Consider the following 22,592-nt stretch of genomic DNA (forward strand, 5'->3'; position numbering starts at 1 on the left):
CTTTCTGTCGCAAGGAGACATGATCAACCAAGGGCTTCACCCATGATCACCCGGGGTATTGAAAACCCAGCCCAGAGGTTAAAACTCAAGCTAGGACTCCGCTGAGCGACGTCCAACCCACGCCGATTCAAAACGGACAAAAACGGAGTGGCTGACTTATTGCCGAGGTAGCGGCGGCGGGCGCTAATGGAAAGAGCCGGGCCACTGAGTGAGTCGGGGCGCCCTCCCCCCGGTGTAGAGAAACAATCTCCACGAAACCAGGAGGCATCGCCGTGCCCACAATCACTTCGATCACCCCCACCTCGGGCCCCACCACGGGCGGCACCAGCGTTACGATCGCGGGCACCGGATTCACCGGTCCGCTGACCGTGCGGTTCGGCTCCACCGCAACGACTTTCACCATCGACTCCGCCATCCAGATCACGGCCGTCGCTCCCGCCGGGTCGGCCGGTGCGGTACAGGTGACGGTCAGCGATTCGGGTGGGACCAGCAACGGTGTCACCTACACCTATCTCGCCGTCCCGGCTTTGACCTCCATCGCCCCTGGCCAGGGGTCAACCGCCGGCGGGACGTCGGTCACGCTCACCGGGTCGGGACTGACCGGTGCCACTGCCGTCACTTTCGGCACCACACCGGCGACTTCGTTCACCGTCGACTCGGATACGCAGATCACGGCCGTCGCCCCGGCGGGCACGGGCATCGTGTCGGTCACCGTCACCGCTCCGGGCGGCACCAGCAACGGGGTCACCTTCATCTATGTCGTGGTGCCCACCATCACGGCGGTCTCCCCTGCTTCGGGTCCCGCATCGGGCGGCAACAACGTCACGATCTCCGGCACCGGATTCACCGGCCCGCTGACCGTCCGGTTCGGCAGCACCGCCACGACCTTCACCGTGGACTCCGCGTTGCAGATCACCGCCGTCGCTCCCGGAGGTGCGGCCGGATCCGTGCAGGTCACCGTCACCGGCTCGGGTGGCACCAGCAACGGCGTCACCTACACCTACGTCTGATCGAGACAGCCAACGGGCCGTCGCCGGGAACCCGGCGGCGGCCCGATCGCGTTCAGCGCCTGACTCACTGCGAGCTTCTCGTAGTCCCTCTCGAGCAGGCCGTCCCGCGGCAACAGCAGGATCCTTCCTTCACACCGGCGACCGACAGCGGCCACATGCCCGGAAGCCCACGCTCCGTGGAGGCCAGGCACCGACAGTGACTGCGCGCGAAGGGATTCCGTCCACAGGAGGCACGGTTCGGCAGCAAAGGCGACAATCCCGGCCTGTCATGTCGGCGAGAACAACTCCGGGGCAAGGCCCGACGATGCGCTCCCGGCGCGGTACCCGGCGCTGGTCAACACGTGGCAACAATCTGGAAAACGGACAAAAACGGATCATCCTACACGTTGCCGACACGCTGTTCCTGGGGCATAACGGAGTTAACCGATCCAACACCAGCTTCGGGCACCCCCGCTTTCGAGGAACCAGCAAACAGAGAGGCAGCGCCATGCCTACATTCCTCTCCCCGTCCTCGGGACGGCACGCGCTGGCTTCTCGCGCCACGGCGGCGACCGGGATTCGAGCGGACAGCACCGGTTCGGTGCGGGCGAAAGCATCCCACCACGAACCGTCCTCCACCGCACACGGGTTCAACTAGATCCACTCGCGGCGGGATTCCACGACACCGACACGGTCCGAACTCGCGACCGTGCCCCAACAGACCCCGACACCTGGGTGCGGCGCACAGTTCCCCAGTCATCGGGCTTCGAGACGGCCGGCGGCACCGTCGATGCCGCAGCAAGAAAGAAAGGAAAGAACCGATGAACAAAGTAATCACGTTCCTGCACAGCGAGCCCGTCCGCGCATTGTTGTACCCACTGCTGGTCGCGCTGATCGGGTACGGAGTCACCAAGGGCGTTGTCTCGTCCGACCTCTCCGGATTCGTTCTCGCCATCATCGCGGCGGCGCTGGGCCTGCCCGCTGTCGAGTCGGCACGCCACCGGGTCAGCCCGGCGCCACCGGACAGCGGTGAACCAGCATGAAAGCGACCAAGGAGAAGACCCGCCACGACCCCTTCGAGGTGGTGCTGTGCGCTGTCTTCGGCGCCTCGATGGTCTTGCAGTGCGTCTACGGGCCGCCACCTGATTCGGCGACCGCGGCCATGCCGTCGGGGCTCCGGACGCTGTGGCTGGTTCTCATGCTGATCGGCTGCGCCACGACGCTGGTCGGTCTGTTCGCCCGGCACGTCTGGGGGTATCTGATCGAGCAGGTCGGTCTCGGGGCGCTCGGCTGGTCCCTGGTGGCCTTCGGCGCGCAGCTGCTGCTGTTGCAGCTCGAGAACCGAAGCCTCGGCGCGTCCACGTTTCTCGGCGGTCCGCTGCCGATCGCGCTGGGCGTCGCGTTCCTGTGGAAGCGCCGCCAGGTGCTGCAAGACGTGCGGACGTTGCACGCGGTGAAGGTGAGGGAGGCGCCATGAACCTGGTACAGCAGTCGCCGCTCTTCGCCGCGCTGGTGCTCATCGCCAGCTCATCGGCGCTGTCGGCGGCGGTGACGGCGTGGTTCAAGCGCGGCGACGTCGACGCCAACATGACCAAGACGAAGGCCGACGCGGCGAAAGTCCTCAGCGATCTCGCCATTTCGCAGACACAGCAGATGTCCGAGCAGATGGGCGAGTTCCGCATGGCGCTGCGGGCACACCGGGAGTGGGATCGGAAGATGGTGGCCCGGGTGCGGCAGGCGGGCATCGAATTCGACGATCCGCCCGAACTGTTCCTGTGACGCGGACAGGAGCTCGACGAGCGGGACACCGCGGGGCCATTTCCAGTGGTCGCCGAATGTTCGCGGCTCTCCGCGCTCCGGTCGCCCGCTTCGCGTCGGCAAATAATCGGCGGCGTCGTGACGCCGCCGAAAACTTCGCTGCCACAACGCGTGCCAAGTAGTTGACTTCGCAAACAGACACGCCGCCGCCTATCCGAAAACGGACCAAAACGGATTCCAGACATGTTGCCAGCCCCCGTGTCTCGGAGTGAGATGGAAACCAGCCGGGCCATGGAATTGTCGGCGCCCCCGGTGACAGAGGAACAATCACCACGGCAAAAAGGAGGCAGCGTCATGCCTACCATCACCTCTCTGTCCCCGACATCGGGACCGACCACGGGTGGTACGAGCGTCACGATCACGGGCACCGGATTCGGCGGTCCCACCACCGTACGATTCGGCAGTACCGCAACCACGTTCACGCTCGATTCCGCCACCCAGATCACTGCGGTAGCCCCCGCCGGTTCGGTCGGCACCGTGCAGGTCACCGTCACCAACTCGGGCGGGACCAGCAACGGGCTCCCATACACCTATGTCGCCGTTCCCGCGTTGAACAGCATTACTCCAAATCAAGGGTCCACAACCGGCGGAACCACGGTCACGCTGAATGGATCCGGCTTCACGGGCGCGACCGCGGTCACGTTCGGCAGTACACCGGCGACTTCGTTCACGGTCGTCTCCGACACGCAGATCACGGCCGTCACTCCGGCCGGGACGGGGATCGTTCCGGTCACCGTGACCGGTCCCGGCGGCACCAGCGGCGCAGTCCCCTATACCTATGTCGTGGTCCCCACGATCACGTCCATCTCGCCGACTTCCGGTCCCACCGCGGGCGGTAACAGCGTCATCATCACCGGTACCGGGTTCACCGGCCCGCTGACGGTGCGATTCGGCAGCACCGCGACGCTTTTCACAATCAACTCCCCGACTCAGATCACGGCCGTCGCGCCCGCCGGGACCGGCACCGTGCAAGTCACCGTCACCGGATCGGGTGGAACCAGCAACGGCGTCGCCTACACCTACGCCGCTGTGCCCACGCTGACGAGCATCGCCCCCAGCACCGGGCCGGTGACCGGCGGCACGACAGTGGTTCTCACCGGAACCAATCTGACCGGAGCTACAGCGGTCACCTTCGGTGGCACACCGGCGACTTCGTTCACCGTCAACTCCGCCACCCAGATCACCGCCGTCGCACCCGCTGGAACGGGAACCGTATCGGTCAAAGTCACCACACCGGGTGGGACCAGTAACGGCGTCGCCTACACCTACGTCGCGGTGCCCACCCTCACCACGTTGGTCCCGAACAGCGGACCGGCCGCGGGCGGAACAACGGTGATTCTCACCGGAACCAACCTGACCGGAGCCACATCGGTCACCTTCGGTGGCACACCGGCGACTTCGTTCACCGTCAACTCCGCCACCCAGATCACCGCCGTCGCACCCGCCGGAACCGGAACCGTATCGGTCACCGTCACCACAGCGGGCGGAACCAGCAACGGCCTGCCCTACACCTACATCCCTGTTCCCGCCCTCACAGCGGTAGTGCCGAACGTGGGTCCGGTGTCGGGCGGAACGACGGTCGTTCTCACGGGAACGGGACTGACGGGAGCGACAGCGGTCAGCTTCGGTGGCACACCGGCGACTTCGTTCACGGTCAACTCCGCCACCCAGATCACCGCCGTCGCACCCGCCGGAACCGGAACGGTATCGGTGACCGTCACCACACCGGGTGGAACCAGCAACGGCGTCGCCTACACCTACGTCGCGGTGCCCACCCTCACCACGGTGGTCCCGAATGTCGGACCGGTGTCCGGCGGAACAACCGTCGTTCTCACGGGAACCGGACTGACCGGAGCGACAGCGGTCAGCTTCGGTGGCACACCGGCGACTTCGTTCACCGTCAACTCCGCCACCCAGATCACCGCCGTCGCACCCGCCGGAACCGGAACCGTATCGGTCAAAGTCACCACACCGGGTGGAACCAGCAACGGCGTCGCCTACACCTACGTCGCGGTCCCCACGCTCACCGCGTTGGTCCCGAATGCGGGTGTGGCAGCTGGCGGGACGACGGTCGTCATCACCGGCACCGGGTTGTCGACAGCTACCGCGGTCGCCTTCGGCGGCACACCGGCGACTTCGTTCACGGTCAACTCCGCCACCCAGATCACCGCCGTCGCCCCCGCCGGAACCGGAACCGTATCGGTCACCGTCACCACAGCGGGCGGAACCAGCAACGGGCTGCCCTACACCTACATTCCGGTTCCCGCCCTCACCACGGTGGTGCCGAATGTCGGCCCGGCCGCGGGCGGAACAACGGTCGTCATCACGGGAACCGGGCTGACCGGTACCACCGGGGTCGACTTCGGCAGTACACCGGCGACCTCGTTCACGGTCGACTCCAATACGCAGATCACCGCCGTCGCACCCGCCGGAACCGGTACAGTGCAGGTCACCGCCACCACATCCGGCGGAACCAGCAACGGCCTTCCATACACCTACATCGCAGTTCCCACGCTGACGGCAGCTGTCCCGAATGTGGGCGTGGAAGCGGGCGGTACGATCGTCGTTCTCACCGGGACGGGGCTGACCGGAGCCACAGCGGTCGACTTCGGTGCCACCCCGGCGACCTCGTTCACCGTCAACTCCGCCACCCAGATCACCGCCGTCGCACCCGCCGGAACCGGAACGGTGCAACTCACCGTCACCACAGCGGGCGGAACCAGCAATGGCGTGGCCTACACCTACATTCCGCTGCCCACCCTCACCACGGTGCTGCCGAATGTGGGATTGGAAGCCGGTGGGACGATCGTCGTCCTGACCGGGACGGGGCTGTCCACCGCCACCGCGGTCACCTTCGGCGGCACACCGGCCACCTCGTTCACAGTGCTCTCCGATACGCAGATCACCGCGGTCGCACCCGCGGGGACCGGCACCGTACAGGTCAGCGTCACCACCGAAGGAGGTACCAGCAACGGAATCGCCTACACCTACCTCGGGGTTCCCACATTGATCACGGCGCTGCCGAACGTGGGGTCGGCGGCGGGCGGGACGACGGTCGTCATCGCCGGAACGAACCTGCTCGGAGCCACCTCGGTGGACTTCGGCGGCACACCGGCGGCGTCGTTCACCGTCGACTCCGCGCTCCAGATCACGGCGGTCACACCCGCCGGGACGGGCACCGTACAACTCACCGTCACCACTGCAGGAGGAACCAGTAATGGTCTTGCGTTCACCTACATCTGACGGCTGAAGCGGCTGGGCCGTCGGCAGGCTGTTGCCGGCGGCCCAGCCTCGTCGCGGTCGAGCGACTACGACACGAGTCTCCGCCACCGTGGACGGAGGCTGCAGGGGTTAAGGGGGTTTCGTTGGCGACCGTACTCAAGATGCTGCTGGCGGAGCGGCATCTCAAGAGTCATCACGATTTTCTGGCCGCGTACGACCGGTGCGCGGCGCGGCTCGATCCGCCCATCCCGCCCGGGCACGGGCCGGCGAAGGCGCAGTACTACCAGTGGTTGTCCGGGCGCATGATCGGGCTGCCGCGCGACTACCACTGCCGAGTGCTGGAGCGGATGTTCCCGGGCTGGACCGTTGAGGGATTGTTTCAGATGGCCAACTCCGCACCCATCGACATCCCTTCGCAGGGAACGGGATTTTCCGGCGTCGAGGCCTCACTCGAGGCTTTCCTGGGCGCCGAGATGATCACCACCGGAACGACGCTGGTGTACTCGGCATTCGAGTTGGCACGGCCCGCGGCGCAAGCACTTCGAGCGGCGGGCATCGGCCACCAGCGTGTGTTTCAGAAGCATGGCGGCGCATTCGGGAACCGATACGTCGACCTACCGTCGGTGGTGGCGGAGAACGATCTGCGGGGATTGCTGTACGTGCTTTCCTTCCTGCAACGCCACACCAGCATCCCGGTCGACGTCCGCAGCGACCGCGATCTCGTCGCGCGCCGCGACCGCCCGTGCATCAGCTTCGGGCTCACCGGCAACGACTGCCTGCGGTTGTATCTGGACACCGTCGAGCGTCCGCTGTTCACCGTGCGCGACAGCGTCGCCGAGGACGGTTTCCGTTCCGTGCATCTGCGACTGGCCGACGGAAGCGGGTACGACTCCGGCGACGACCGCAACATCGGCGTCGTCGCCCGGGTACGCCCGAGCCCGGATCGGCATCCCGGCCGCTACTGGATGCATTGCGGCGGTTTGGGTCCACGGGGCACCGCCGGAGCGGGGTGGTATCTGGCCCACTCGTGGGGGGCTCTGCAACAGCGTGCCGGTGATCACGACTTCGTCGCCGTCATCGGTGTCGACCAGTACTCCGACCACACGGTCAGCTTGGAGCATCTGCTGATCGGGCCGGCCGCCGGTGAATGACGGTGTGCGCGGCGACGCGTCAGTATCCGGGTGGCAGCGCCGCCAGCATGTCCCGTGTCACCGCGACGGCGTTGTCGGAACTGCCCCCTTTGACCAGCAGCGTCGCGAAAGCGAGGTCGCCACGGAAGCCGACGAACCAGGAGTGCGACCCGCCATCCACTTCGGCTTCGCCGGTCTTGCCGTAGACCTCGCCCTGATCGGCGATCCGCTCGGCCGTACCACCCAGGACCACCTTGCGCATCATCGTGCGCAATCCCTCGATGACGTCGGGAGCGAGGGCCGGACGGTCGCCATCGACCTGGGTGGGCCGCCCCGCGATCAGGTACGGCACGGGCGCCGAGCCGTGCGCTACGGTCGCCGCCATCAGCGCCATGCCGAACGGGCTGACCACCACTTTGCCCTGACCGATGCCGTCCTCGGTGCGCTGGATCAGGTCGTCCGAGGCGGGCACCGAACCGGTGGTCGTCGGCAGCCCCACCACCGTATACGTGGGTCCCACACCGAGCTTCGCGGCGGCCTCGTGCAACGCGGGACCGGGCAGATCACTGGCGAGTTTGGCGAACGAGGTGTTGCAGGACCGCTCATAGGCCGTGGACATCGGCACATTGCCGACGGTGAACAGGTTGTAGTTGGGGATGGTCCGCTCCCCGATAACGATTCGGCTCGGGCACGGCAGCACCGTGTCCGGGGTCGCGAGACCGTTCGACATGGCCGCGGCGGCGGTCACCGTCTTGAACACCGAGCCGGGCGGATATTGGCCGATCGTGGCGAGGGGGCCGTCCCGATCGGCGGCTTTGTTCTGCGCGACCGCCAGGATCGCGCCGGTGGACGGGCGCAGCACCACCATCATGGTCTGCTCGGTACGCGCTTGCACGGCACGCTGTGCGGCATTCTGCACGTTGCGGTCGACGCTGAGCGAGAACGACGGCGCGGGTTGCGAAGGCACCTCCATCAGGACATCGGTGTCGGCGCCATTGGCGTTCAAGGTGACCACGCTCCACCCCGCTTTGCCGTCCACTTCCGCGATCACCGTCTTACGCACTTGGGTGAGCAGATCGGGCGCGAACTCCCGATCGGTGGCGACCAGATCCCACTGCTGGGTCAACGTGACGCCGGGCAACCCGATCAGATCGGTCGTCACCTCAGCGGATTCGAGGTCGTTGAGCAGCGCGACCGTGTAGGCGCCGTGCGCGGCCTCCGCCGCGTCGAGAATCGACTGCGGCGTCAGCGACTTGTCGAAACGGTACAGCGCGGCGGAGAGCGCGGTGGCCACACTTTTCGGATCGGCGGCGTCGGCCGCTACGAACGCGACCCGGGAGACCTTGCCGGGCACCATGATGTCGCTGCCGGACTGCTCGTTCACCCGCGCCCGCGGCGGCGGCTCGGATCGCAACGCCATGGTCTGGGTGTCACCCAGTTTGGGATGGATGTCGGAGGAGGTCCAGCGGACCATCCAGCGCCCGTTGCTGCGTCCCATCTGCAACTGGCCCGAGTACTTCCAGGTCCGGTTCTTCGGTAGCCGCCACTCGTAGGTGTAGTCGACGGTCGCGGTGTCACCGGTCACGCGCGCCGCGCCGGTGCGCGCCGTGAGCTGTTCGGCCTGGAGCTGATTCCACGCGGAACGCAATGCGGCGTCTGCCTTTTCCGGCAGGTTCGTGAGGTCGGCGGCGACGCTGACCCGGTGCTCGGCGAACGCTTTGACGAACGCGTCCGCGACGGGGACCGGCCCCTGCGGCTTGCTCGCACAACCGGCGGCAGCCACCGTGAGGGCCGCGACGGCGACCGAGAGAAGCATCCGAGTGGACATCGGCACCGATGGTAATAGTCACTGATGGGCAAACGCCTGCGGCACTCCGGGATTCGCCGCGGAGTCGGCCACGCTCAGTCGACCAGCACGGTGGCGAAAGTCGCGATCTGCCGGAACCCGACGCGGCTGTAGGCGCGGCGAGCGATCGCGTTGTAGTCGTTCACGTACAGGCTGGCAGTGCGGCCCGAGGCGACCACGGCGTTCGCGACCGCCGCGGTACCCGCGGTGCCATGCCCCTTCCCCCGATGATCCGGGTGCACCCAGACGCCTTGGATCTGGCCCGTGCGCCGGGACAGCGAGCCGACCTCCGCTTTGAAGACCACTTCCCCGTCCTCGAAACGAGCCCAGGCGCGGCCGGATTCGATCAAGCTCTGGATGCGGCGGCGATAGCCGCGTCCGCCGTCACCCGCGCGCGGATCGACGCCGACCTCCTCGATGAACATGGCGATCGCGGCCGAGAGGTAGCGGTCGAGTTCGTCGCGACGCACCCGGCGTACCTCCGCGTCGGGCGTGGCCAGTGGTGGCTGAGCCAGTGCCAGCAGCGGTTGTTCCCCGCGTAGCTCACGTTCCGGACCCCAGTGCCCGGTCAACATCTCCCACAGCGGCAACGCCAGTTCCCTGCGCCCGACGACCGAGGAACAGACGCGGGGCCAGCGCATAGCGCGGTCGGCGAACGCGCGCAGTGCGTCCCGATCCCCCAGCAACGGCACCAGGTTCGCACCCGAGAAACACAGCGATTCCGACGGACCGCCCCTGCTCCACAGCTCCCCTTGGCCGCACCGGTTGTCCAAACCGAACTCTTGCAGGCGGGCCGCGACCATGCACGAGGCGACCGGATCCGCATCCAGCACACGTAGCACCTGAGCAAGATCCCGATTAGCGAGCTGCCGCGCAGGGGCGTATTTGGCCCGTCGCGCCGGCTCCAGCAGACTCCGCACGATGACAGCCTGCCACGAACCGGCGCTATGCGGTATGACTAAGCCGAAAGCGCTGGTAGGCGCGTCCTCAGCCGACGGTGACGACCGGTTCGCCCGCGCCCGCGTCCTCGCCCATCTCCTCGGCGATGCGCATCGCCTCTTCGATCAGCGTCTCGACGATCTGTGCCTCCGGAACGGTCTTGATGACCTCGCCCTTGACGAAGATCTGGCCCTTGCCGTTGCCGGAGGCCACACCCAGGTCGGCCTCGCGCGCCTCACCGGGCCCGTTCACGACGCAGCCCATGACGGCCACTCGCAGCGGCACCGCCATGCCCTCCAGGCCCGCGGTCACCTCGTTGGCCAGCGTGTACACGTCGACCTGCGCGCGCCCGCAGGAGGGGCACGACACGATCTCGAGTTTGCGCGGGCGCAGGTTCAGCGATTGCAGGATCTGCCCGCCGACCTTGACCTCCTCGGCGGGCGGCGCGGACAGCGAGACGCGGATCGTGTCGCCGATACCCTCCGCCAGCAGCGCGCCGAACGCGACCGCCGACTTGATCGTGCCCTGGAACGCGGGGCCCGCCTCGGTGACGCCGAGGTGCAGCGGGTAGTCGCACTGCGCGGCCAGCTGCCGGTAGGCCTCCACCATGATCACCGGGTCGTTGTGCTTGACCGAGATCTTGATGTCACCGAACCCGTGCTCCTCGAACAGGCTCGCCTCCCACAGCGCCGACTCGACCAGCGCCTCCGGCGTGGCCTTGCCGTACTTCTCCATCATCCGCTTGTCCAGCGAACCGGCGTTCACGCCGATGCGGATCGGGATGCCCGCCGCACCCGCGGCCTTGGCGACCTCCTTGACCCGGCCGTCGAACTCCTTGATGTTGCCGGGGTTGACCCGGACCGCGGCGCACCCGGCGTCGATCGCGGCGAAGATGTAGCGGGGCTGGAAGTGGATGTCGGCGATCACCGGGATCTGGGATTTCGCGGCGATCGTGGCCAGCGCGTCCGCGTCCTCCTGACGGGGGCAGGCCACCCGCACGATGTCGCACCCCGACGCGGTCAGCTCCGCGATCTGCTGCAGGGTGGCGTTCACATCGTGCGTCTTGGTCGTGGTCATGGACTGCACCGAGATCGGGTGGTCGCTGCCCACCCCGACATTGCCCACCATCAGCTGGCGGGTCTTACGCCGTGGAGCGAGCACTGCCGCGGGGGCGGTCGGCATCCCCAATCCGATTGTGCTGGTCACCTTCGGCTGCCTACTTTCGTCGTGTCCGGCCGGTTCGGTGCCGAGTCTAGCCGTGGCGCGCGACGCCCACCCTACGTCGCCGGTCACACCGCCTGATCGGCGGCGCCGGTCAGAACAGCTTGATCGGGTTCACGATGTCGGCGGCCAGGGTGAGCAGCATGTACGCACCGCCGATCACCACCACGACATAGGTCGCGGGCAGCAACTTCAGGTAATTCACCGGCGCACCCGGCGCGAGTCCCTTCCAACCGCGGATGGTGTTGCGGATCTTCTCGTAGATCACCACCGCGATGTGACCCCCGTCCAGGGGAAGCAACGGCAGCAGGTTGAAGATGCCGAGGAAGAAGTTCAGGCTGGCCAGCACCAGGATGAAAACGTTCCACAGGCCGCGTTCGGCGGTCTCGCCGCCGATCTTGCTGGCGCCGTACACGCTGACCGGGGTCTCCGGATCACGCTCACCTCCGGTGACCGCGTCCCACAGCGCGGAGACCTTCGCGGGCATCTCGGTCAGCGAGTCGACCGTGCGCAGGAACATGTCGCCGGTGAACCCGGCGGCGGCGGGGACAGCGCCCAGCAGGTCGTATTGCACGGGGTCGTAGCGCTCGGGCGCCACGCCGACGGCGCCGACCACGCGGCCCTCGCCACCGCCCTCGGGGTAGCGCACGACCCGCTCCGGGGTCACCGGAATGGTGAGGGTGCTGCCGTCGCGCTCGATGAGGTAGGTGAAGGGGCCGGTCTGTTTCTGGGTCTCGGCCTGGAACTGCCGCCAGGTGTCCACCTTGACGCCGTTCACCTCTTTGACGATGTCACCGCGCCGCAATCCGGCGCGCTGCGCCGGGCCCGTGCCGGTGCAGGACTCGGACGAGCCGTCCGGCTTCCCTTGCGGCACGCAACTCATGACCCCCAGCGCGGTGGCGGGGGGTTCCTTCAGATTGGGCAACCCCCAGCCGACAGCGAGCACCACGATCAAGATGAAGCCGAGGACGAAGTTCATCGCGATGCCGCCGGACATCACCACCAGCCGCTTCCAGGTGGCCTGGCGATACATGGCGCGGTCGAGTTCTTCCGGGCGCAGTTCGTCGAGCGCCGTCATGCCCGCGATGTCGCAGAAACCGCCGAGCGGAAGCGCCTTGAGACCGTATTCGGTCTCGCCGCGGCGGAACGAGAAGATCTTCGGCCCGAATCCGATGAAGTACCGCCGCACCTTCATGCCGGTCGCCTGGGCCGTCCACATGTGCCCACATTCGTGCAGCGCGATCGACACCGTGATGCCCAGCGCGAACAGCACGAACCCCAACGCGAACACCATTTGCTCTACAGCCCTCCTGCGTATGCGCAGCTCGAATATCCCGCACGCGCGCGTCCGCTCCTGGCCGCGAGCACTCTGACCACTCTAATAGGTGCTGCCGGACCTAGTCCGTCTTCAACCCGCGCACGGCCGGAGCGAAGGCGGAGGTACGCCTAATAGGTGCTGCCGGACCTAGTCCGTCTTCAACCCGCGCACGGCCGGAGCGAAGGCGGAAGTACGCCTAATAGGTGCTGCCGGACCTAGTCCGTCTTCAACCCGCGCACGGCCGGAGCGAAGGCGGAGGTACGCCGTCGCTTCGCGCGTCCGATCCGGCGCCGAAGGGCGTCAGCCGCGTACCCGGGCGGCGGCGAACTCCCGCGCCCAGGTGTCCGCGGCGAGGACTTCGTCGAGCGATTCCGGCTCCGCGCGCCACTGCTGGGCCGCCTCCACCGCGGCGGCCACCGTGCCGACGATCTGCGGGAACCGGATAACGCCGTCCAGGAAAGCCTGCACCGCGACCTCGTTGGCGGCGTTGTAGACCGCGGTGACACTGCCGCCGGCCTCGCCGGCCGCGCGGGCGAGCTCGACCGCGGGGAAGACGTCGTTGTCGACCGGTTCGAACGTCCAGGTGGACGCGGTGCCGAAATCGCAGGCCGGGGCCGCGCCGGGCACCCGGTCCGGCCAGCCGAGCGCCAGCGCGATGGGCAGCTTCATGTCCGGCGGGCTGGCCTGGGCGAGCGTGGAGCCGTCGGTGAAGGTGACCATCGAGTGCACGATCGATTGCGGGTGCACGGTGACGTCGATGCGGTCGTAGGGCACGCCGAACAGCAGGTGCGTCTCGATCAACTCGAGTCCCTTGTTCACCAGGGACGCCGAGTTCAGGGTGTTCATCAAACCCATCGACCAGGTGGGATGCGCTTTGGCCTCGGCGGGCTCGACCGACTCCAGCATCTCGGCGGTCCAGCCGCGGAACGGGCCGCCGGAGGCGGTCAGCACCAGCCGGTCGACCTCGTCGGCGCGACCGCCGCGCAGGCACTGTGCCAGCGCGGAGTGCTCCGAGTCGACCGGGACGATCTGTCCGGGGACGGCGGCGCGGGTGACCAGGGAGCCGCCCGCGACCAGCGATTCCTTGTTGGCCAGCGCCAGGCGCGTACCGGACTGGAGGGTGGCCAGGGTCGGCTCCAGCCCGAGCGAGCCGACCAGGGCGTTCAGCACGACGTCCGCCTCGGTGCGGCGCACCAGCTCGGTCACCGCGCCCGGGCCGCCCAGCGGCAGGTCCAGCCGCTGGGCCGCGGCCGGATCGGCCACGGCCACATTGCGGGTGCCCGTGGCGGCCATCTGGGCGGCGAGCAGCTCGGTGTTGCCGCCGCGCGCGGCGAGTCCGACCACCTCGAAGCGGTCGGGATTGGCGGCGATCACCTCGAGCGCTTGGGTGCCAATGGATCCGGTGCTGCCCAGCAGCAGGACTCTCACGATGTCGGACACGCCTTCATTGTGTCCTACCTCGGGAACGTGTTCGACCGGCGCGGGCCGACTTACAACGACGCACCGTCGTATGTCACGATATGCGGCAGCAGCTCATCGAGTGCGTACCGGAATCTCGGTACAAGTAACAGCTAAGGAGCGATCGTGGCCGCCACGGAACTCGAACACGTCGAAACCGAGCGCGTCGTCACTCGCGTGGATCCCGCCGAAGTTCCCTCCGCCGCTTGGGGCTGGAGCGGCGAGTCGCGTCGTACCTTCCGGATCGCGGGCTGGATCGTCGCGCTGATCCTGCTGGCCATGCTGGTCGGCAACCACAAGGGCAAGATCGAGGACATCTTCCTCGTCGGCTTCGCCGTCCTGATCGCGGGCATCCTGATCCGCGACTCGGTGCTCCAGCGCAAGCCGCGCTAGCCGAAAAGTCGTCTCGCACAATTTCATTCGTCCTGTACCGCGGGCTGCGGCCCGGTACCGTGTGCGTCCGAGGTCCGCGTCCCAGCCGGGTCGCGGACCTCGGTTTCTGTTCGCACGACTACTTAGGACGCAATGATCAAGATCTGTTCGGCCGCCCTGCTCGCCGCGAGTGCGTTCGGCTCGCTGCTGTTGTCGCCCGCCGCTCCCGCGTATGCCCAGTCACCGGCGTGCGGCGCGGCCGTCGACGCGATCAACGCCGCCATCGACGAGTCGGGCGGGAATCTGGACCCGACCGTGCAGCAGTCCCTCGCCGCCAAGCTCTCGGCCATCCAGGCCGACGGCGCGGAGAAGGAAGCCATCGCCGCCTACGCCCGCGCTCTGACCGACGACAAGGTCACGAGCATGGACGCCGCGACGGACGAACTGAACCGAGTCTGCAAGAGCTGATCGCCGGGCGGCGCGAAACCGGGGCCGGGTTCGCGCCGTCGCCGGACGGATCGCTAGCGTCCGCGGCGTCGGGCAGGTTTCTTCTTGGCCGGGGCCGGACGACCAGCCACCTTCTTGGCCGGAAGCTTCTTCCGCGACTCGTCCTTGTCGGCTCGGGCCTGGCTGCGGGAACTGCGCTCCGAACGGCCACGGACGACGCCGACGAACTCCTCGACCAGATCCGTGGTGCGGCCGGCGGGCCAGGCCAGCGCGACCTCCGTGTCGGGAACGTCGAGCATCGGACGGTAGACGAGGTCACGGCGATGATGCAGGCGAGCGAGCGAGTGCGGCACGATCGCCGCGCCGCCGGCCGCCGCGACCAGCTCCAGTGCGCCGCCGACCGCGTCGACGTCCGAGGTGTCCTGGAGACGCTCGTCGGCCAGGTCGGCCATGCGCACCTCGTCGAACACCGACAGCGGGTGTTCCTTCTGCACCACCACGACCGGGACCTCACGGTAGAGCGGGATCGCGCTCATGCCTTCGCGGTCGATCGGCAGCCGGACGAAGCACATGTCCACGCTTCCCGCACGTAGAGCCGCCTCCTGATCCGCCTGCGCCAGCGCGCTCACCTCGAGCGGGATGTCCGGGAACCGCTCGGCCCAGATCCGGGTCCATTTGGACACCGTGACGCCCGGCACGAAACCCACCCGCAGGACGGCCGATGCCTCCGGCTCGTGCCGCTGCGTCGCCGCCTCGGCGCGCGCGATGATCTCGCGGGCCCGCTCCAGCAATTCGCGGCCGTCGTCGGTGAGCTGGGTCGGTTGCGCACCGGGCACGAAAAGCTTTGTGCCGAGTTCGTTTTCCAAGTCGATGACGGTATGGCTGAGCTTCTGCCGCGAGATGTGCAGCGCCTTCGCCGCGCGCGCGAAGTGCAACTCCTGCGCGACCGCGACGAACCAGCGCAGGCGCACGACATCGATCGACTCCAACGGGCTCATTCGTGGAAGCGTATGCCACCGCGCGGTCGGGCCCCGCCGCGCCGCCCAGTAAGCTGGGTCGGTGAGCCCGGACAAGAAACCGCAGATGATGAAGCCGTTGACGGCGGCGAACAAGCTCGGCATCTACCTTCCGGCCGCACCCGAGGAGTTCCGCAGCGCGCCGATCTCGCGCACCCAGCTCGACGCGCTGCGCGACGATCCCCCCGAATGGCTCACCGAACTGCGCCGCACCGGCCCGTTTCCGCGCGATGTGGTGGCACGCAAACTCGGCGTCTCCAACACCGGCTTGACCCGCGCCGGGGTCTCCGACCACCTCACGGTCGACGAGATCGACGCCCTGCTCGCCGACCCGCCGGAGTGGCTCGTGCGCGAGCGGGAGAACTACGCCGCGGTCCGCGCGGAGAACGAGCGCATCAAGACGAAGGAAGCCGAACGTCGCGCCGCCACCAACCGTCCGGCGAAGAACCGCGGCTAGCGCTTCCGTCGGTAAAACGCTCGCCCGGCAATGGGCGGCGCGAGGCTGTGCCGCCACCCATCATGCGAGTATTTCAGTTCTCCGCGGCCAACTGCCCGCAGGCGGCGGCGATCTCTTGGCCGCGGGTGTCGCGGACCGTGCAGGGCACGCCCTTGGCGTTGACGCGGCGGACGAACTCCTGCTCGACCGGCTTAGGGCTGGCATCCCACTTGGAGCCCGGAGTCGGGTTGAGCGGGATGACGTTGACGTGGACCCGGGAGCCGAGCGCCTTGTGCAGCTTCTCGCCCAGCATGTCCGCGCGCCACGGATGGTCGTTGATGTCCCGGATGAGCGCGTATTCGACCGAGACTCGGCGGCCGGTCTTGTCGGCGTAGTAGCGGGCCGCGTCGAGCACCTCGGCGACCGGCCAGCGGTTGTTCACCGGAACCAGGGTGTCGCGCAGTTCGTCGTCGGGCGTGTGCAGCGAGACCGCGAGCGTCACCGACAATCCCTCGTCGGCCAGTTTGCGGATGGCCGGAGCCAGCCCGACGGTGGAGACCACGACATTGCGCTGGGAGATACCGAGTCCGTCCGGCGCGGGCGAGGTGATCCGGCGGACCGCGGCGACCACCCGCTTGTAGTTCGCCAGCGGCTCCCCCATGCCCATGAAGACGATGTTGGACAGTCTGCCCGGCCCACCGGCCACTTCCCCGTCCCGCAGCGCGGCGGCCGCGGCACGCACCTGGTCGACGATCTCCGCGGTGGACAGGTTGCGGTTCAGCCCACCTTGGCCGGTGGCACAGAACGGGCACGCCATGCCGCAACCGGCCTGGCTGGAGATGCACAGGGTCGCGCGATCGGGGTAGCGCATGAGCACGCTTTCCAGCAGCGTGCCATCGCCCGCACGCCAGAGCGTCTTGCGAGTCTCCCCCTCGTCACACGCGACATGCTTGACCACGTCGAGCAGCGGCGGGAACAGCGCCTCGCCGATCTTCTCCCGGACCGCGGCGGGCAGATCCGTCATCCGCGCCGGATCGGCCTGCAATCGCGCGTAGTACTGGCGAGCGATCTGATCGGCACGGAACTTCGGCAGGCCCAGCTCCTCGATGGCCGCGCGCCTGCCATCGGCGTCGAGGTCGGCGAGATGACGCGGCGGCATGCCACGGCGCGGAGCGTCGAAAACCAGGGGCAGGGAGACGGTCATAATTGTTCCATTCTCCCATCCGCGGCAGACACCCCCGCACTCGACCACATACGCACGGCTCGACATGCCCGGTTCGTCCCGAGGAAATGCGTGCGGGCCTGATAGCCGTCGGCCATGATCGAGATATGTCCACGCATGCCGAACACCCGCCGGAACCGGATCCGGACCTGTCACAGCGTCAGCGCACGACGCCCCCGGGCGCCCCGCCGGTCGTTCCGCCCGCCGTCCCGGCCAAGAAGTCTCTCGCCTCGCGCGCCGGTTACGCCTGGACCGGACTCGTCGCAGGCGTCTTGATCCTGGTCCTGTTGCTGATCTTCATCGTGCAGAACCTCGAGCAGGTCCAAGTGCACTTCTTCTTCTGGGACTTCTCGCTGCCACTCGGCGTCACCGTGCTGCTGTCGATGATCGGCGGCGCGCTCGTCATGGCCTCGGTGGGCGGCGTGCGCATCCTGCAGCTGCGCCGCGCGGCCAAGAAGGTCTGACGCGCCGGATCACAGCAGCGTGGAAAGCACCAGCCAGGAGACGAACGCCGACGGGAGCATGGAGTCGAGGCGGTCCATGATGCCGCCGTGGCCCGGCAGCAGCGTGCCCATGTCCTTGATGCCGAGTTCGCGCTTGATCTGCGATTCGATCAGATCGCCGCAAGTGGCCACCAGCACCAGGCCGACGCCGAGGACGACGCCGATCATCGAGTTGGCATCCAACAGGAGCGTCACCGTGAGCAGACCGCCGATCACACTGAACACCAGCGAGCCACCGAAACCCTCCCACGACTTCTTCGGGCTGATCGAGGGAACCATCGGATGCTTGCCGAACAGCACGCCCGCCACATAACCGCCGACGTCGGAGCAGACCACCAGGATCATGAAGGTCAGCACCCGCAGGTTGCCGTCCGGCTCGAGCAGCAGCAGGGTGGCGAACGAGGCGAGCAGCGGAATCCAGGCCAGCGTGAACACCGTGATAGCGGTGTCGCGCAAGAAGTTTCGTGGAGCTGTCCGTAAGCCGTGGTCGAACAGCCGCCACGCCATGCAGATCAGCGTAGTCGCGGCGAACGCGCCCGCGACACCGCTGGCGCCGTACGGCCAGCCCAGCCAGAACACCGCTTGGCCGCCCACGATCAGTGGAATCCGCGGGACGAGCACATCGGCCTCGCGCAGGCGCTTGGCGACCTCCCAGGTGGCCACGCCGACGCCGGCCGCCGCGACGCCGATGAACACCTTCGGCACGAACAGCAGGATCGCGATCAGCGAGAGACCGAGGCCGAAGCCGACGGCCAGCGCGGCGGGCAGATTGCGACCCGCCCGCGAACCACTCGAGGCGGGTGCGGTGTGCGCCGCGGCGGGATTCGCGGGACCGCCTAACCGTTCATAACCGGAAGCACCAGCATCGTGCGCGTGCTGTCGCGTCACATCGGCTGTTCCGTTCACCGGCGGCTCCTCTGCCGCACCGGTCGCGGCGGCGTTCTCGGCCACGATTGTCCCGTCGCTCAACTCGTCGTTCCGTTCGTCCCCCGCCCGGGCGGGCCTCGGCGCTGTCACGGGCGGCACTCGCGGTGACTTGGGCCTCCTCCGGGCCCGGTCACGCCTGCCGACCGATCCGCGTCAGACCTCGAGCAGTTCGGCTTCCTTGTGCTTGACCAGTTCATCGATCTGGCCGACATACTTGGCGGTGGTCTTGTCGAGTTCCTTCTCGGCACGCCCGACCTCGTCCTCGCCCGCCTCGCCATCTTTCTGGATGCGGCCCAATTCGTCCATCGCCTTGCGACGGACATTGCGAATGGCGACCTTGGCGTCCTCGCCCTTGCCTCTCGCCTGCTTGGCGAGCTCACGACGGCGCTCCTCGGTCAGCTGCGGCACCGAGATGCGGATGATGTCCCCGTTGTTGGTGGGGTTGACGCCGAGATCCGAATTGCGGATCGCGGTCTCGATCGGCCCGAGCTGGGCCGCCTCGTAGGGCTTGATCACGACCAGGCGCGGCTCCGGCACCGTGATGCTGGACATCTGGGTGATCGGGGTCGGCGATCCGTAGTAGTCGACCACGACCCGGGAGAACATGCCCGGATTCGCGCGACCGGTGCGAATGGTTCCGAGATCGTCCTTCGCCACCGAGACGGCCTTCTCCATCTTCTCCTCGGCGTCGAAGAGCGCTTCTTCAATCACGACCGTTTCCTCCACAGCGTCGTCATGTCATGATCCGCGGTCCGCGGGTATCAGGACCGAACCAGTGTGCCGATCTTCTCACCGGCGACCGCGCGGGCGATATTGCCCTTGGTCAACAAATTGAACACCAGAATCGGCATCTGGTTGTCCATGCACAAGCTGAAGGCGGTCGCGTCCGCGACCTTGAGGTCGCGCTCGATGACCTCTTTGTGGGTGATCTCGGTGTACATGGTCGCGGTCTCGTCGACGCGCGGGTCGGCGGTGAACACTCCATCGACCGCCTTGGCCATCAAGACCACGTCCGCGCCGATCTCCAGCGCGCGCTGCGCGGCGGTGGTGTCGGTGGAGAAGTACGGCATGCCCATGCCCGCTCCGAAGATGACCACGCGGCCCTTCTCCAGATGCCGCTTGGCGCGCAGCGGAAGGTAGGGCTCGGCGACCTGTCCCATGGTGATCGCGGTCTGCACCCGGGTGTCCACGCCTTGCTGCTGCAGAAAGTCTTGCAGCGCAAGGCTGTTCATCACCGTGCCGAGCATGCCCATGTAGTCCGAGCGCGCGCGTTCCATGCCGCGCTCCTCGAGTTCGGCCCCGCGGAAGAAGTTCCCGCCGCCGATCACCACGGCCACCTGGACGCCGGTGGCGACCACCTCGGCGATCTGCTCGGCCACCGTCTGCACCACGTCCGGGTCGAGTCCGACCTTCCCGCCGCCGAACATCTCTCCGCCGAGTTTCAGCAGTACCCGGCGATATCCTGGGCGATCGGTCCCCGGGTCCGTCATGGGTCTCCAGTCTCCTTCGGCGAGGGATTGTCGTTCTTCCGGCGATTCGTTGCTCACGGCAGGCGCCTGTGACGTAGAGCAAGGCAGAGCGGCATCTATCCTGCCTCATTCGGTTGGAGCGGCAGCAGAAGGCCCCCCGTCAACCGGCGTTCGTTCGGTCGGCGGGGGGCCTGCACGCTGAAGGTGCGGCGAAACTCAGTTCGCGCCGACCTCGAAGCGGGCGAAGCGGGTGACAGTGACGCCGGCCTCGTCCAGCAGAGCCTTGACGGTCTTCTTCGAATCGGTGACCGACGGCTGCTCGAGCAGCACGACGTCCTTGAAGAAGCCGTTGACCCGGCCCTCGGTGATCTTCGGCAGCGCGGCCTCGGGCTTGCCCTCCTCGCGAGCGGTCTGCTCGGCGATGCGGCGCTCGTTCTCTACGAGATCGGCGGGAACCTCGTCGCGGGTCACGTACTTGGCCTTGAGCGCGGCGACCTGCATGGCGGCGGCGCGAGCGGCCTCGGCCGCGGCGTCGCCCTCACCGGTGTACTCGACCAGCACGCCGACGGCGGGCGGCAGGTCGGAGGCACGCTTGTGCAGGTAGGTGGCGACCGGGCCGTTCAGCGAGATGACGCGGCGCAGCTCGAGCTTCTCGCCGATCTTCGCGGCGAGCGCCTGCACAGCCTCATCGACGGTCTTGCCGCCCAGGTCGAGGGCCTTCAGCGTGTCCAGGTCGCCCGGCTTGGCGGACGCCGCCGCGGCGACGACCTGCTCGGCCAGCTGCTGGAACTCCGCGTTCTTCGCGACGAAGTCGGTCTCGGAGTTGATCTCGACCATGACGCCGTCTTTGGCGGCGACCAGGCCTTCGGCGGTGGTGCGCTCGGCACGCTTGCCGACGTCCTTCGCGCCCTTGATGCGCAGCAGCTCGACGGCCTTGTCGAAGTCACCGTCGGTCTCGGCCAGCGCGTTCTTACAATCCATCATGCCGGAGCCGGTCAGCTCCCGGAGCCGCTTCACGTCGGCAGCGGTGTAGTTCGCCATTCTCGGCGAGCCTCCTTTGGAGAAGTGTGGATGTTGACAGCGGCGATCACGCTGGCACTGGCTCGTGATCGCCGCCGAAACAGCTGGTTACGAGTCCGCTCAGGCCTCGGCGGAGGTCTCTGCGGCCTCGGCGCCGGGCGCGGCCTGCGCGAGCAGCTCCTGCTCCCACTCGGCCAGCGGCTCGCCCGCGCCCGCCTCCGGCTTCTCGTCGCCCGAGGACAGACCGGCGCGCGCCTGCACGCCCTCGGCCACCGCGGAGGCGACGACCTTGGTCAGCAGGGCGGCGGAGCGGATCGCGTCGTCGTTGCCCGGGATCGGGTAGTCGACCAGGTCGGGGTCGCAGTTGGTGTCCAGGATCGCGATGACCGGGATGTTCAGCTTGCGCGCCTCGCCGACGGCGATGTGCTCCTTGTTGGTGTCGACGACCCAGATGGCCGAGGGCACCTTCTGCATGTCGCGGATACCGCCGAGGGTGCGCTCCAGCTTGTTCATCTCACGCGTCAGCATGAGGATTTCCTTCTTGGTGCGACCCTCGAAGCCACCGGTCTGCTCCATGGCCTCGAGCTCCTTGAGGCGCTGCAGACGCTTGTGCACGGTGGAGAAGTTGGTGAGCATGCCGCCCAGCCAGCGCTGGTTGACGTAGGGCATCCCGACGCGAGTCGCCTCGGCCGCGATCGACTCCTGGGCCTGCTTCTTGGTGCCGACGAAGAGGACGGTGCCACCGTGGGCGACGGTCTCCTTGACGAACTCGTAGGCCTTGTCGATGTAGGTCAGCGTCTGCTGCAGGTCGATGATGTAGATGCCGTTGCGGTCGGTGAAGATGAACCGCTTCATCTTCGGGTTCCAGCGCCGCGTCTGGTGTCCGAAGTGTGCGCCGCTGTCGAGCAGCTGCTTCATGGTTACGACAGCCATGGCTCCCGTATCTCTCTTTCGTTTGCCGGTTGACGCAGCGAATCGGCGATCCGCTGCCCTGGCGCCACCCAATCGTCGGACCCGACCACGAAGGTGGGGACCAGCCGGCGATTCCCTGTTCCGAACACGCTGCCGCGAACCCAATTTGTCTCGAGCTCGATTCGAACAGCGCCGCTATGAACAAGCACGGTGGCGCGCGAAGTCGGTCCATGCACGCACAGACCGCTCGATCAGTTTACGACCTCGGAGCACCAGATCTAAATCGGTCCGATCCGAAGCCTCCGACCAGGCGGAACGGCGGCTTTC

At 67.5% G+C, this 22,592-nt stretch carries 22 protein-coding genes; 10 read left to right on the forward strand and 12 right to left on the reverse strand.

Annotated elements, in window-relative coordinates; genetic code table 11:
- The first annotated feature begins 272 nt into the window (after positions 1–272).
- From ACWEO7_RS31250 to ACWEO7_RS31275, 6 genes are all read left to right on the forward strand, one after another.
- Positions 273–1,010, forward strand: a complete 738-nt coding sequence (locus tag ACWEO7_RS31250) for an IPT/TIG domain-containing protein (protein ID WP_452428553.1) — start codon at positions 273–275, stop codon at positions 1,008–1,010.
- 800 nt (positions 1,011–1,810) lie between these two features.
- Positions 1,811–2,032 carry a hypothetical protein gene (locus ACWEO7_RS31255; protein ID WP_450019252.1) on the forward strand — a complete coding sequence of 74 codons (222 nt, stop codon included), beginning with the start codon at positions 1,811–1,813 and terminating at the stop codon, positions 2,030–2,032.
- Positions 2,029–2,466, forward strand: coding sequence for a hypothetical protein (locus ACWEO7_RS31260; RefSeq protein ID WP_452428555.1), 438 nt, complete (start codon positions 2,029–2,031; stop codon positions 2,464–2,466). The genes ACWEO7_RS31255 and ACWEO7_RS31260 overlap by 4 nt, the downstream gene beginning before the upstream one ends.
- Positions 2,463–2,768 (forward strand): hypothetical protein, encoded by a 306-nt coding sequence (locus tag ACWEO7_RS31265; RefSeq protein ID WP_450019256.1) that lies wholly within the window; start codon positions 2,463–2,465, stop codon positions 2,766–2,768. The genes ACWEO7_RS31260 and ACWEO7_RS31265 overlap by 4 nt, the downstream gene beginning before the upstream one ends.
- A 333-nt stretch (positions 2,769–3,101) precedes the next feature.
- Complete coding sequence (locus ACWEO7_RS31270; RefSeq protein ID WP_452428557.1) at positions 3,102–6,050, forward strand: IPT/TIG domain-containing protein; 2,949 nt, start codon at positions 3,102–3,104, stop codon at positions 6,048–6,050.
- A gap of 122 nt (positions 6,051–6,172) precedes the next feature.
- The gene (locus ACWEO7_RS31275) at positions 6,173–7,180 is read left to right on the forward strand and encodes a hypothetical protein (RefSeq protein ID WP_452428559.1); all 1,008 of its coding nucleotides are present in this window, start codon (positions 6,173–6,175) and stop codon (positions 7,178–7,180) included.
- A 19-nt stretch (positions 7,181–7,199) separates the two neighbouring features.
- On the opposite strand, the gene ACWEO7_RS31280 is transcribed toward ACWEO7_RS31275, so the two are convergent.
- From ACWEO7_RS31280 to dxr, 5 genes are all read right to left on the reverse strand, one after another.
- On the reverse strand, positions 7,200–8,987 hold the full coding sequence (locus tag ACWEO7_RS31280) for a penicillin-binding transpeptidase domain-containing protein (protein WP_452428561.1): 1,788 nt from the start codon (positions 8,985–8,987) through the stop codon (positions 7,200–7,202).
- 74 nt (positions 8,988–9,061) lie between these two features.
- A complete protein-coding gene (locus ACWEO7_RS31285; RefSeq protein ID WP_452428563.1) occupies positions 9,062–9,925 on the reverse strand; it encodes a GNAT family N-acetyltransferase in 864 nt (287 codons plus the stop codon).
- Positions 9,926–9,992: 67 nt separating this feature from the next.
- Positions 9,993–11,150, reverse strand: coding sequence for a flavodoxin-dependent (E)-4-hydroxy-3-methylbut-2-enyl-diphosphate synthase (gene ispG, locus ACWEO7_RS31290; protein WP_452428565.1), 1,158 nt, complete (start codon positions 11,148–11,150; stop codon positions 9,993–9,995).
- A gap of 109 nt (positions 11,151–11,259) precedes the next feature.
- Positions 11,260–12,459, reverse strand: a complete 1,200-nt coding sequence (locus ACWEO7_RS31295) for a M50 family metallopeptidase (protein ID WP_452428567.1) — start codon at positions 12,457–12,459, stop codon at positions 11,260–11,262.
- 324 nt (positions 12,460–12,783) lie between these two features.
- Entirely contained in the window at positions 12,784–13,923 is a 1,140-nt protein-coding gene (gene dxr / locus ACWEO7_RS31300; protein WP_452428569.1) for a 1-deoxy-D-xylulose-5-phosphate reductoisomerase, read from the reverse strand.
- A 144-nt stretch (positions 13,924–14,067) separates the two neighbouring features.
- Between dxr and ACWEO7_RS31305 the strand changes: the two genes are divergently transcribed.
- Positions 14,068–14,334 (forward strand): DUF2631 domain-containing protein, encoded by a 267-nt coding sequence (locus ACWEO7_RS31305; protein WP_355069939.1) that lies wholly within the window; start codon positions 14,068–14,070, stop codon positions 14,332–14,334.
- A gap of 132 nt (positions 14,335–14,466) precedes the next feature.
- Positions 14,467–14,781: a hypothetical protein gene (locus ACWEO7_RS31310; RefSeq protein WP_355069937.1), complete on the forward strand. Its 315-nt coding sequence runs from the start codon at positions 14,467–14,469 to the stop codon at positions 14,779–14,781.
- A gap of 53 nt (positions 14,782–14,834) precedes the next feature.
- Here the strand turns inward: ACWEO7_RS31310 and ACWEO7_RS31315 are convergent, their stop codons facing one another.
- The gene (locus tag ACWEO7_RS31315) at positions 14,835–15,758 is read right to left on the reverse strand and encodes a LysR family transcriptional regulator (protein ID WP_452428571.1); all 924 of its coding nucleotides are present in this window, start codon (positions 15,756–15,758) and stop codon (positions 14,835–14,837) included.
- 61 nt (positions 15,759–15,819) lie between these two features.
- Here ACWEO7_RS31315 and ACWEO7_RS31320 point away from each other — a divergent pair, with 61 nt between their 5' ends.
- On the forward strand, positions 15,820–16,233 hold the full coding sequence (locus ACWEO7_RS31320) for a DUF5997 family protein (protein WP_450018198.1): 414 nt from the start codon (positions 15,820–15,822) through the stop codon (positions 16,231–16,233).
- A gap of 73 nt (positions 16,234–16,306) precedes the next feature.
- Here the strand turns inward: ACWEO7_RS31320 and rlmN are convergent, their stop codons facing one another.
- Positions 16,307–17,416 carry a 23S rRNA (adenine(2503)-C(2))-methyltransferase RlmN gene (rlmN, locus tag ACWEO7_RS31325; RefSeq protein ID WP_356961323.1) on the reverse strand — a complete coding sequence of 370 codons (1,110 nt, stop codon included), beginning with the start codon at positions 17,414–17,416 and terminating at the stop codon, positions 16,307–16,309.
- A gap of 125 nt (positions 17,417–17,541) precedes the next feature.
- Here rlmN and ACWEO7_RS31330 point away from each other — a divergent pair, with 125 nt between their 5' ends.
- Positions 17,542–17,898 (forward strand): LapA family protein, encoded by a 357-nt coding sequence (locus ACWEO7_RS31330; RefSeq protein WP_450018202.1) that lies wholly within the window; start codon positions 17,542–17,544, stop codon positions 17,896–17,898.
- 9 nt (positions 17,899–17,907) lie between these two features.
- On the opposite strand, the gene ACWEO7_RS31335 is transcribed toward ACWEO7_RS31330, so the two are convergent.
- The 5 genes from ACWEO7_RS31335 to rpsB all read right to left on the reverse strand — a co-directional run bounded on the left by ACWEO7_RS31335 (position 17,908) and on the right by rpsB (position 22,286).
- A complete protein-coding gene (locus ACWEO7_RS31335; protein ID WP_452428573.1) occupies positions 17,908–18,906 on the reverse strand; it encodes a phosphatidate cytidylyltransferase in 999 nt (332 codons plus the stop codon).
- Positions 18,907–19,017: 111 nt separating this feature from the next.
- Complete coding sequence (gene frr / locus ACWEO7_RS31340; protein ID WP_452428575.1) at positions 19,018–19,575, reverse strand: ribosome recycling factor; 558 nt, start codon at positions 19,573–19,575, stop codon at positions 19,018–19,020.
- A 50-nt stretch (positions 19,576–19,625) separates the two neighbouring features.
- Positions 19,626–20,354, reverse strand: a complete 729-nt coding sequence (pyrH, locus tag ACWEO7_RS31345; protein ID WP_039799499.1) for a UMP kinase — start codon at positions 20,352–20,354, stop codon at positions 19,626–19,628.
- 195 nt (positions 20,355–20,549) lie between these two features.
- Positions 20,550–21,374, reverse strand: coding sequence for a translation elongation factor Ts (gene tsf, locus ACWEO7_RS31350; RefSeq protein WP_355069925.1), 825 nt, complete (start codon positions 21,372–21,374; stop codon positions 20,550–20,552).
- 99 nt (positions 21,375–21,473) lie between these two features.
- Positions 21,474–22,286, reverse strand: coding sequence for a 30S ribosomal protein S2 (rpsB, locus tag ACWEO7_RS31355; protein ID WP_355069923.1), 813 nt, complete (start codon positions 22,284–22,286; stop codon positions 21,474–21,476).
- Positions 22,287–22,592: the final 306 nt, after the last annotated feature.

This window comes from Nocardia sp. NPDC004260 (assembly GCF_053603155.1).

What these genes read in the sequence shown, in the direction of transcription:
- pyrH (WP_039799499.1), bottom strand. Translation starts at nt 20,354, where the DNA reads ATGACGGACCCGGGGACCGATCGCCCAGGATATCGCCGGGTACTGCTG.
- rpsB (WP_355069923.1), bottom strand. Translation starts at nt 22,286, where the DNA reads ATGGCTGTCGTAACCATGAAGCAGCTGCTCGACAGCGGCGCACACTTC.
- ACWEO7_RS31280 (WP_452428561.1), bottom strand. Translation starts at nt 8,987, where the DNA reads ATGTCCACTCGGATGCTTCTCTCGGTCGCCGTCGCGGCCCTCACGGTG.
- ACWEO7_RS31295 (WP_452428567.1), bottom strand. Translation starts at nt 12,459, where the DNA reads ATGGTGTTCGCGTTGGGGTTCGTGCTGTTCGCGCTGGGCATCACGGTG.
- ACWEO7_RS31255 (WP_450019252.1), top strand. Translation starts at nt 1,811, where the DNA reads ATGAACAAAGTAATCACGTTCCTGCACAGCGAGCCCGTCCGCGCATTG.
- ACWEO7_RS31330 (WP_450018202.1), top strand. Translation starts at nt 17,542, where the DNA reads ATGTCCACGCATGCCGAACACCCGCCGGAACCGGATCCGGACCTGTCA.
- ACWEO7_RS31260 (WP_452428555.1), top strand. Translation starts at nt 2,029, where the DNA reads ATGAAAGCGACCAAGGAGAAGACCCGCCACGACCCCTTCGAGGTGGTG.
- ACWEO7_RS31310 (WP_355069937.1), top strand. Translation starts at nt 14,467, where the DNA reads ATGATCAAGATCTGTTCGGCCGCCCTGCTCGCCGCGAGTGCGTTCGGC.
- ACWEO7_RS31270 (WP_452428557.1), top strand. Translation starts at nt 3,102, where the DNA reads ATGCCTACCATCACCTCTCTGTCCCCGACATCGGGACCGACCACGGGT.
- ACWEO7_RS31265 (WP_450019256.1), top strand. Translation starts at nt 2,463, where the DNA reads ATGAACCTGGTACAGCAGTCGCCGCTCTTCGCCGCGCTGGTGCTCATC.
- tsf (WP_355069925.1), bottom strand. Translation starts at nt 21,374, where the DNA reads ATGGCGAACTACACCGCTGCCGACGTGAAGCGGCTCCGGGAGCTGACC.
- ACWEO7_RS31315 (WP_452428571.1), bottom strand. Translation starts at nt 15,758, where the DNA reads ATGAGCCCGTTGGAGTCGATCGATGTCGTGCGCCTGCGCTGGTTCGTC.
- rlmN (WP_356961323.1), bottom strand. Translation starts at nt 17,416, where the DNA reads ATGACCGTCTCCCTGCCCCTGGTTTTCGACGCTCCGCGCCGTGGCATG.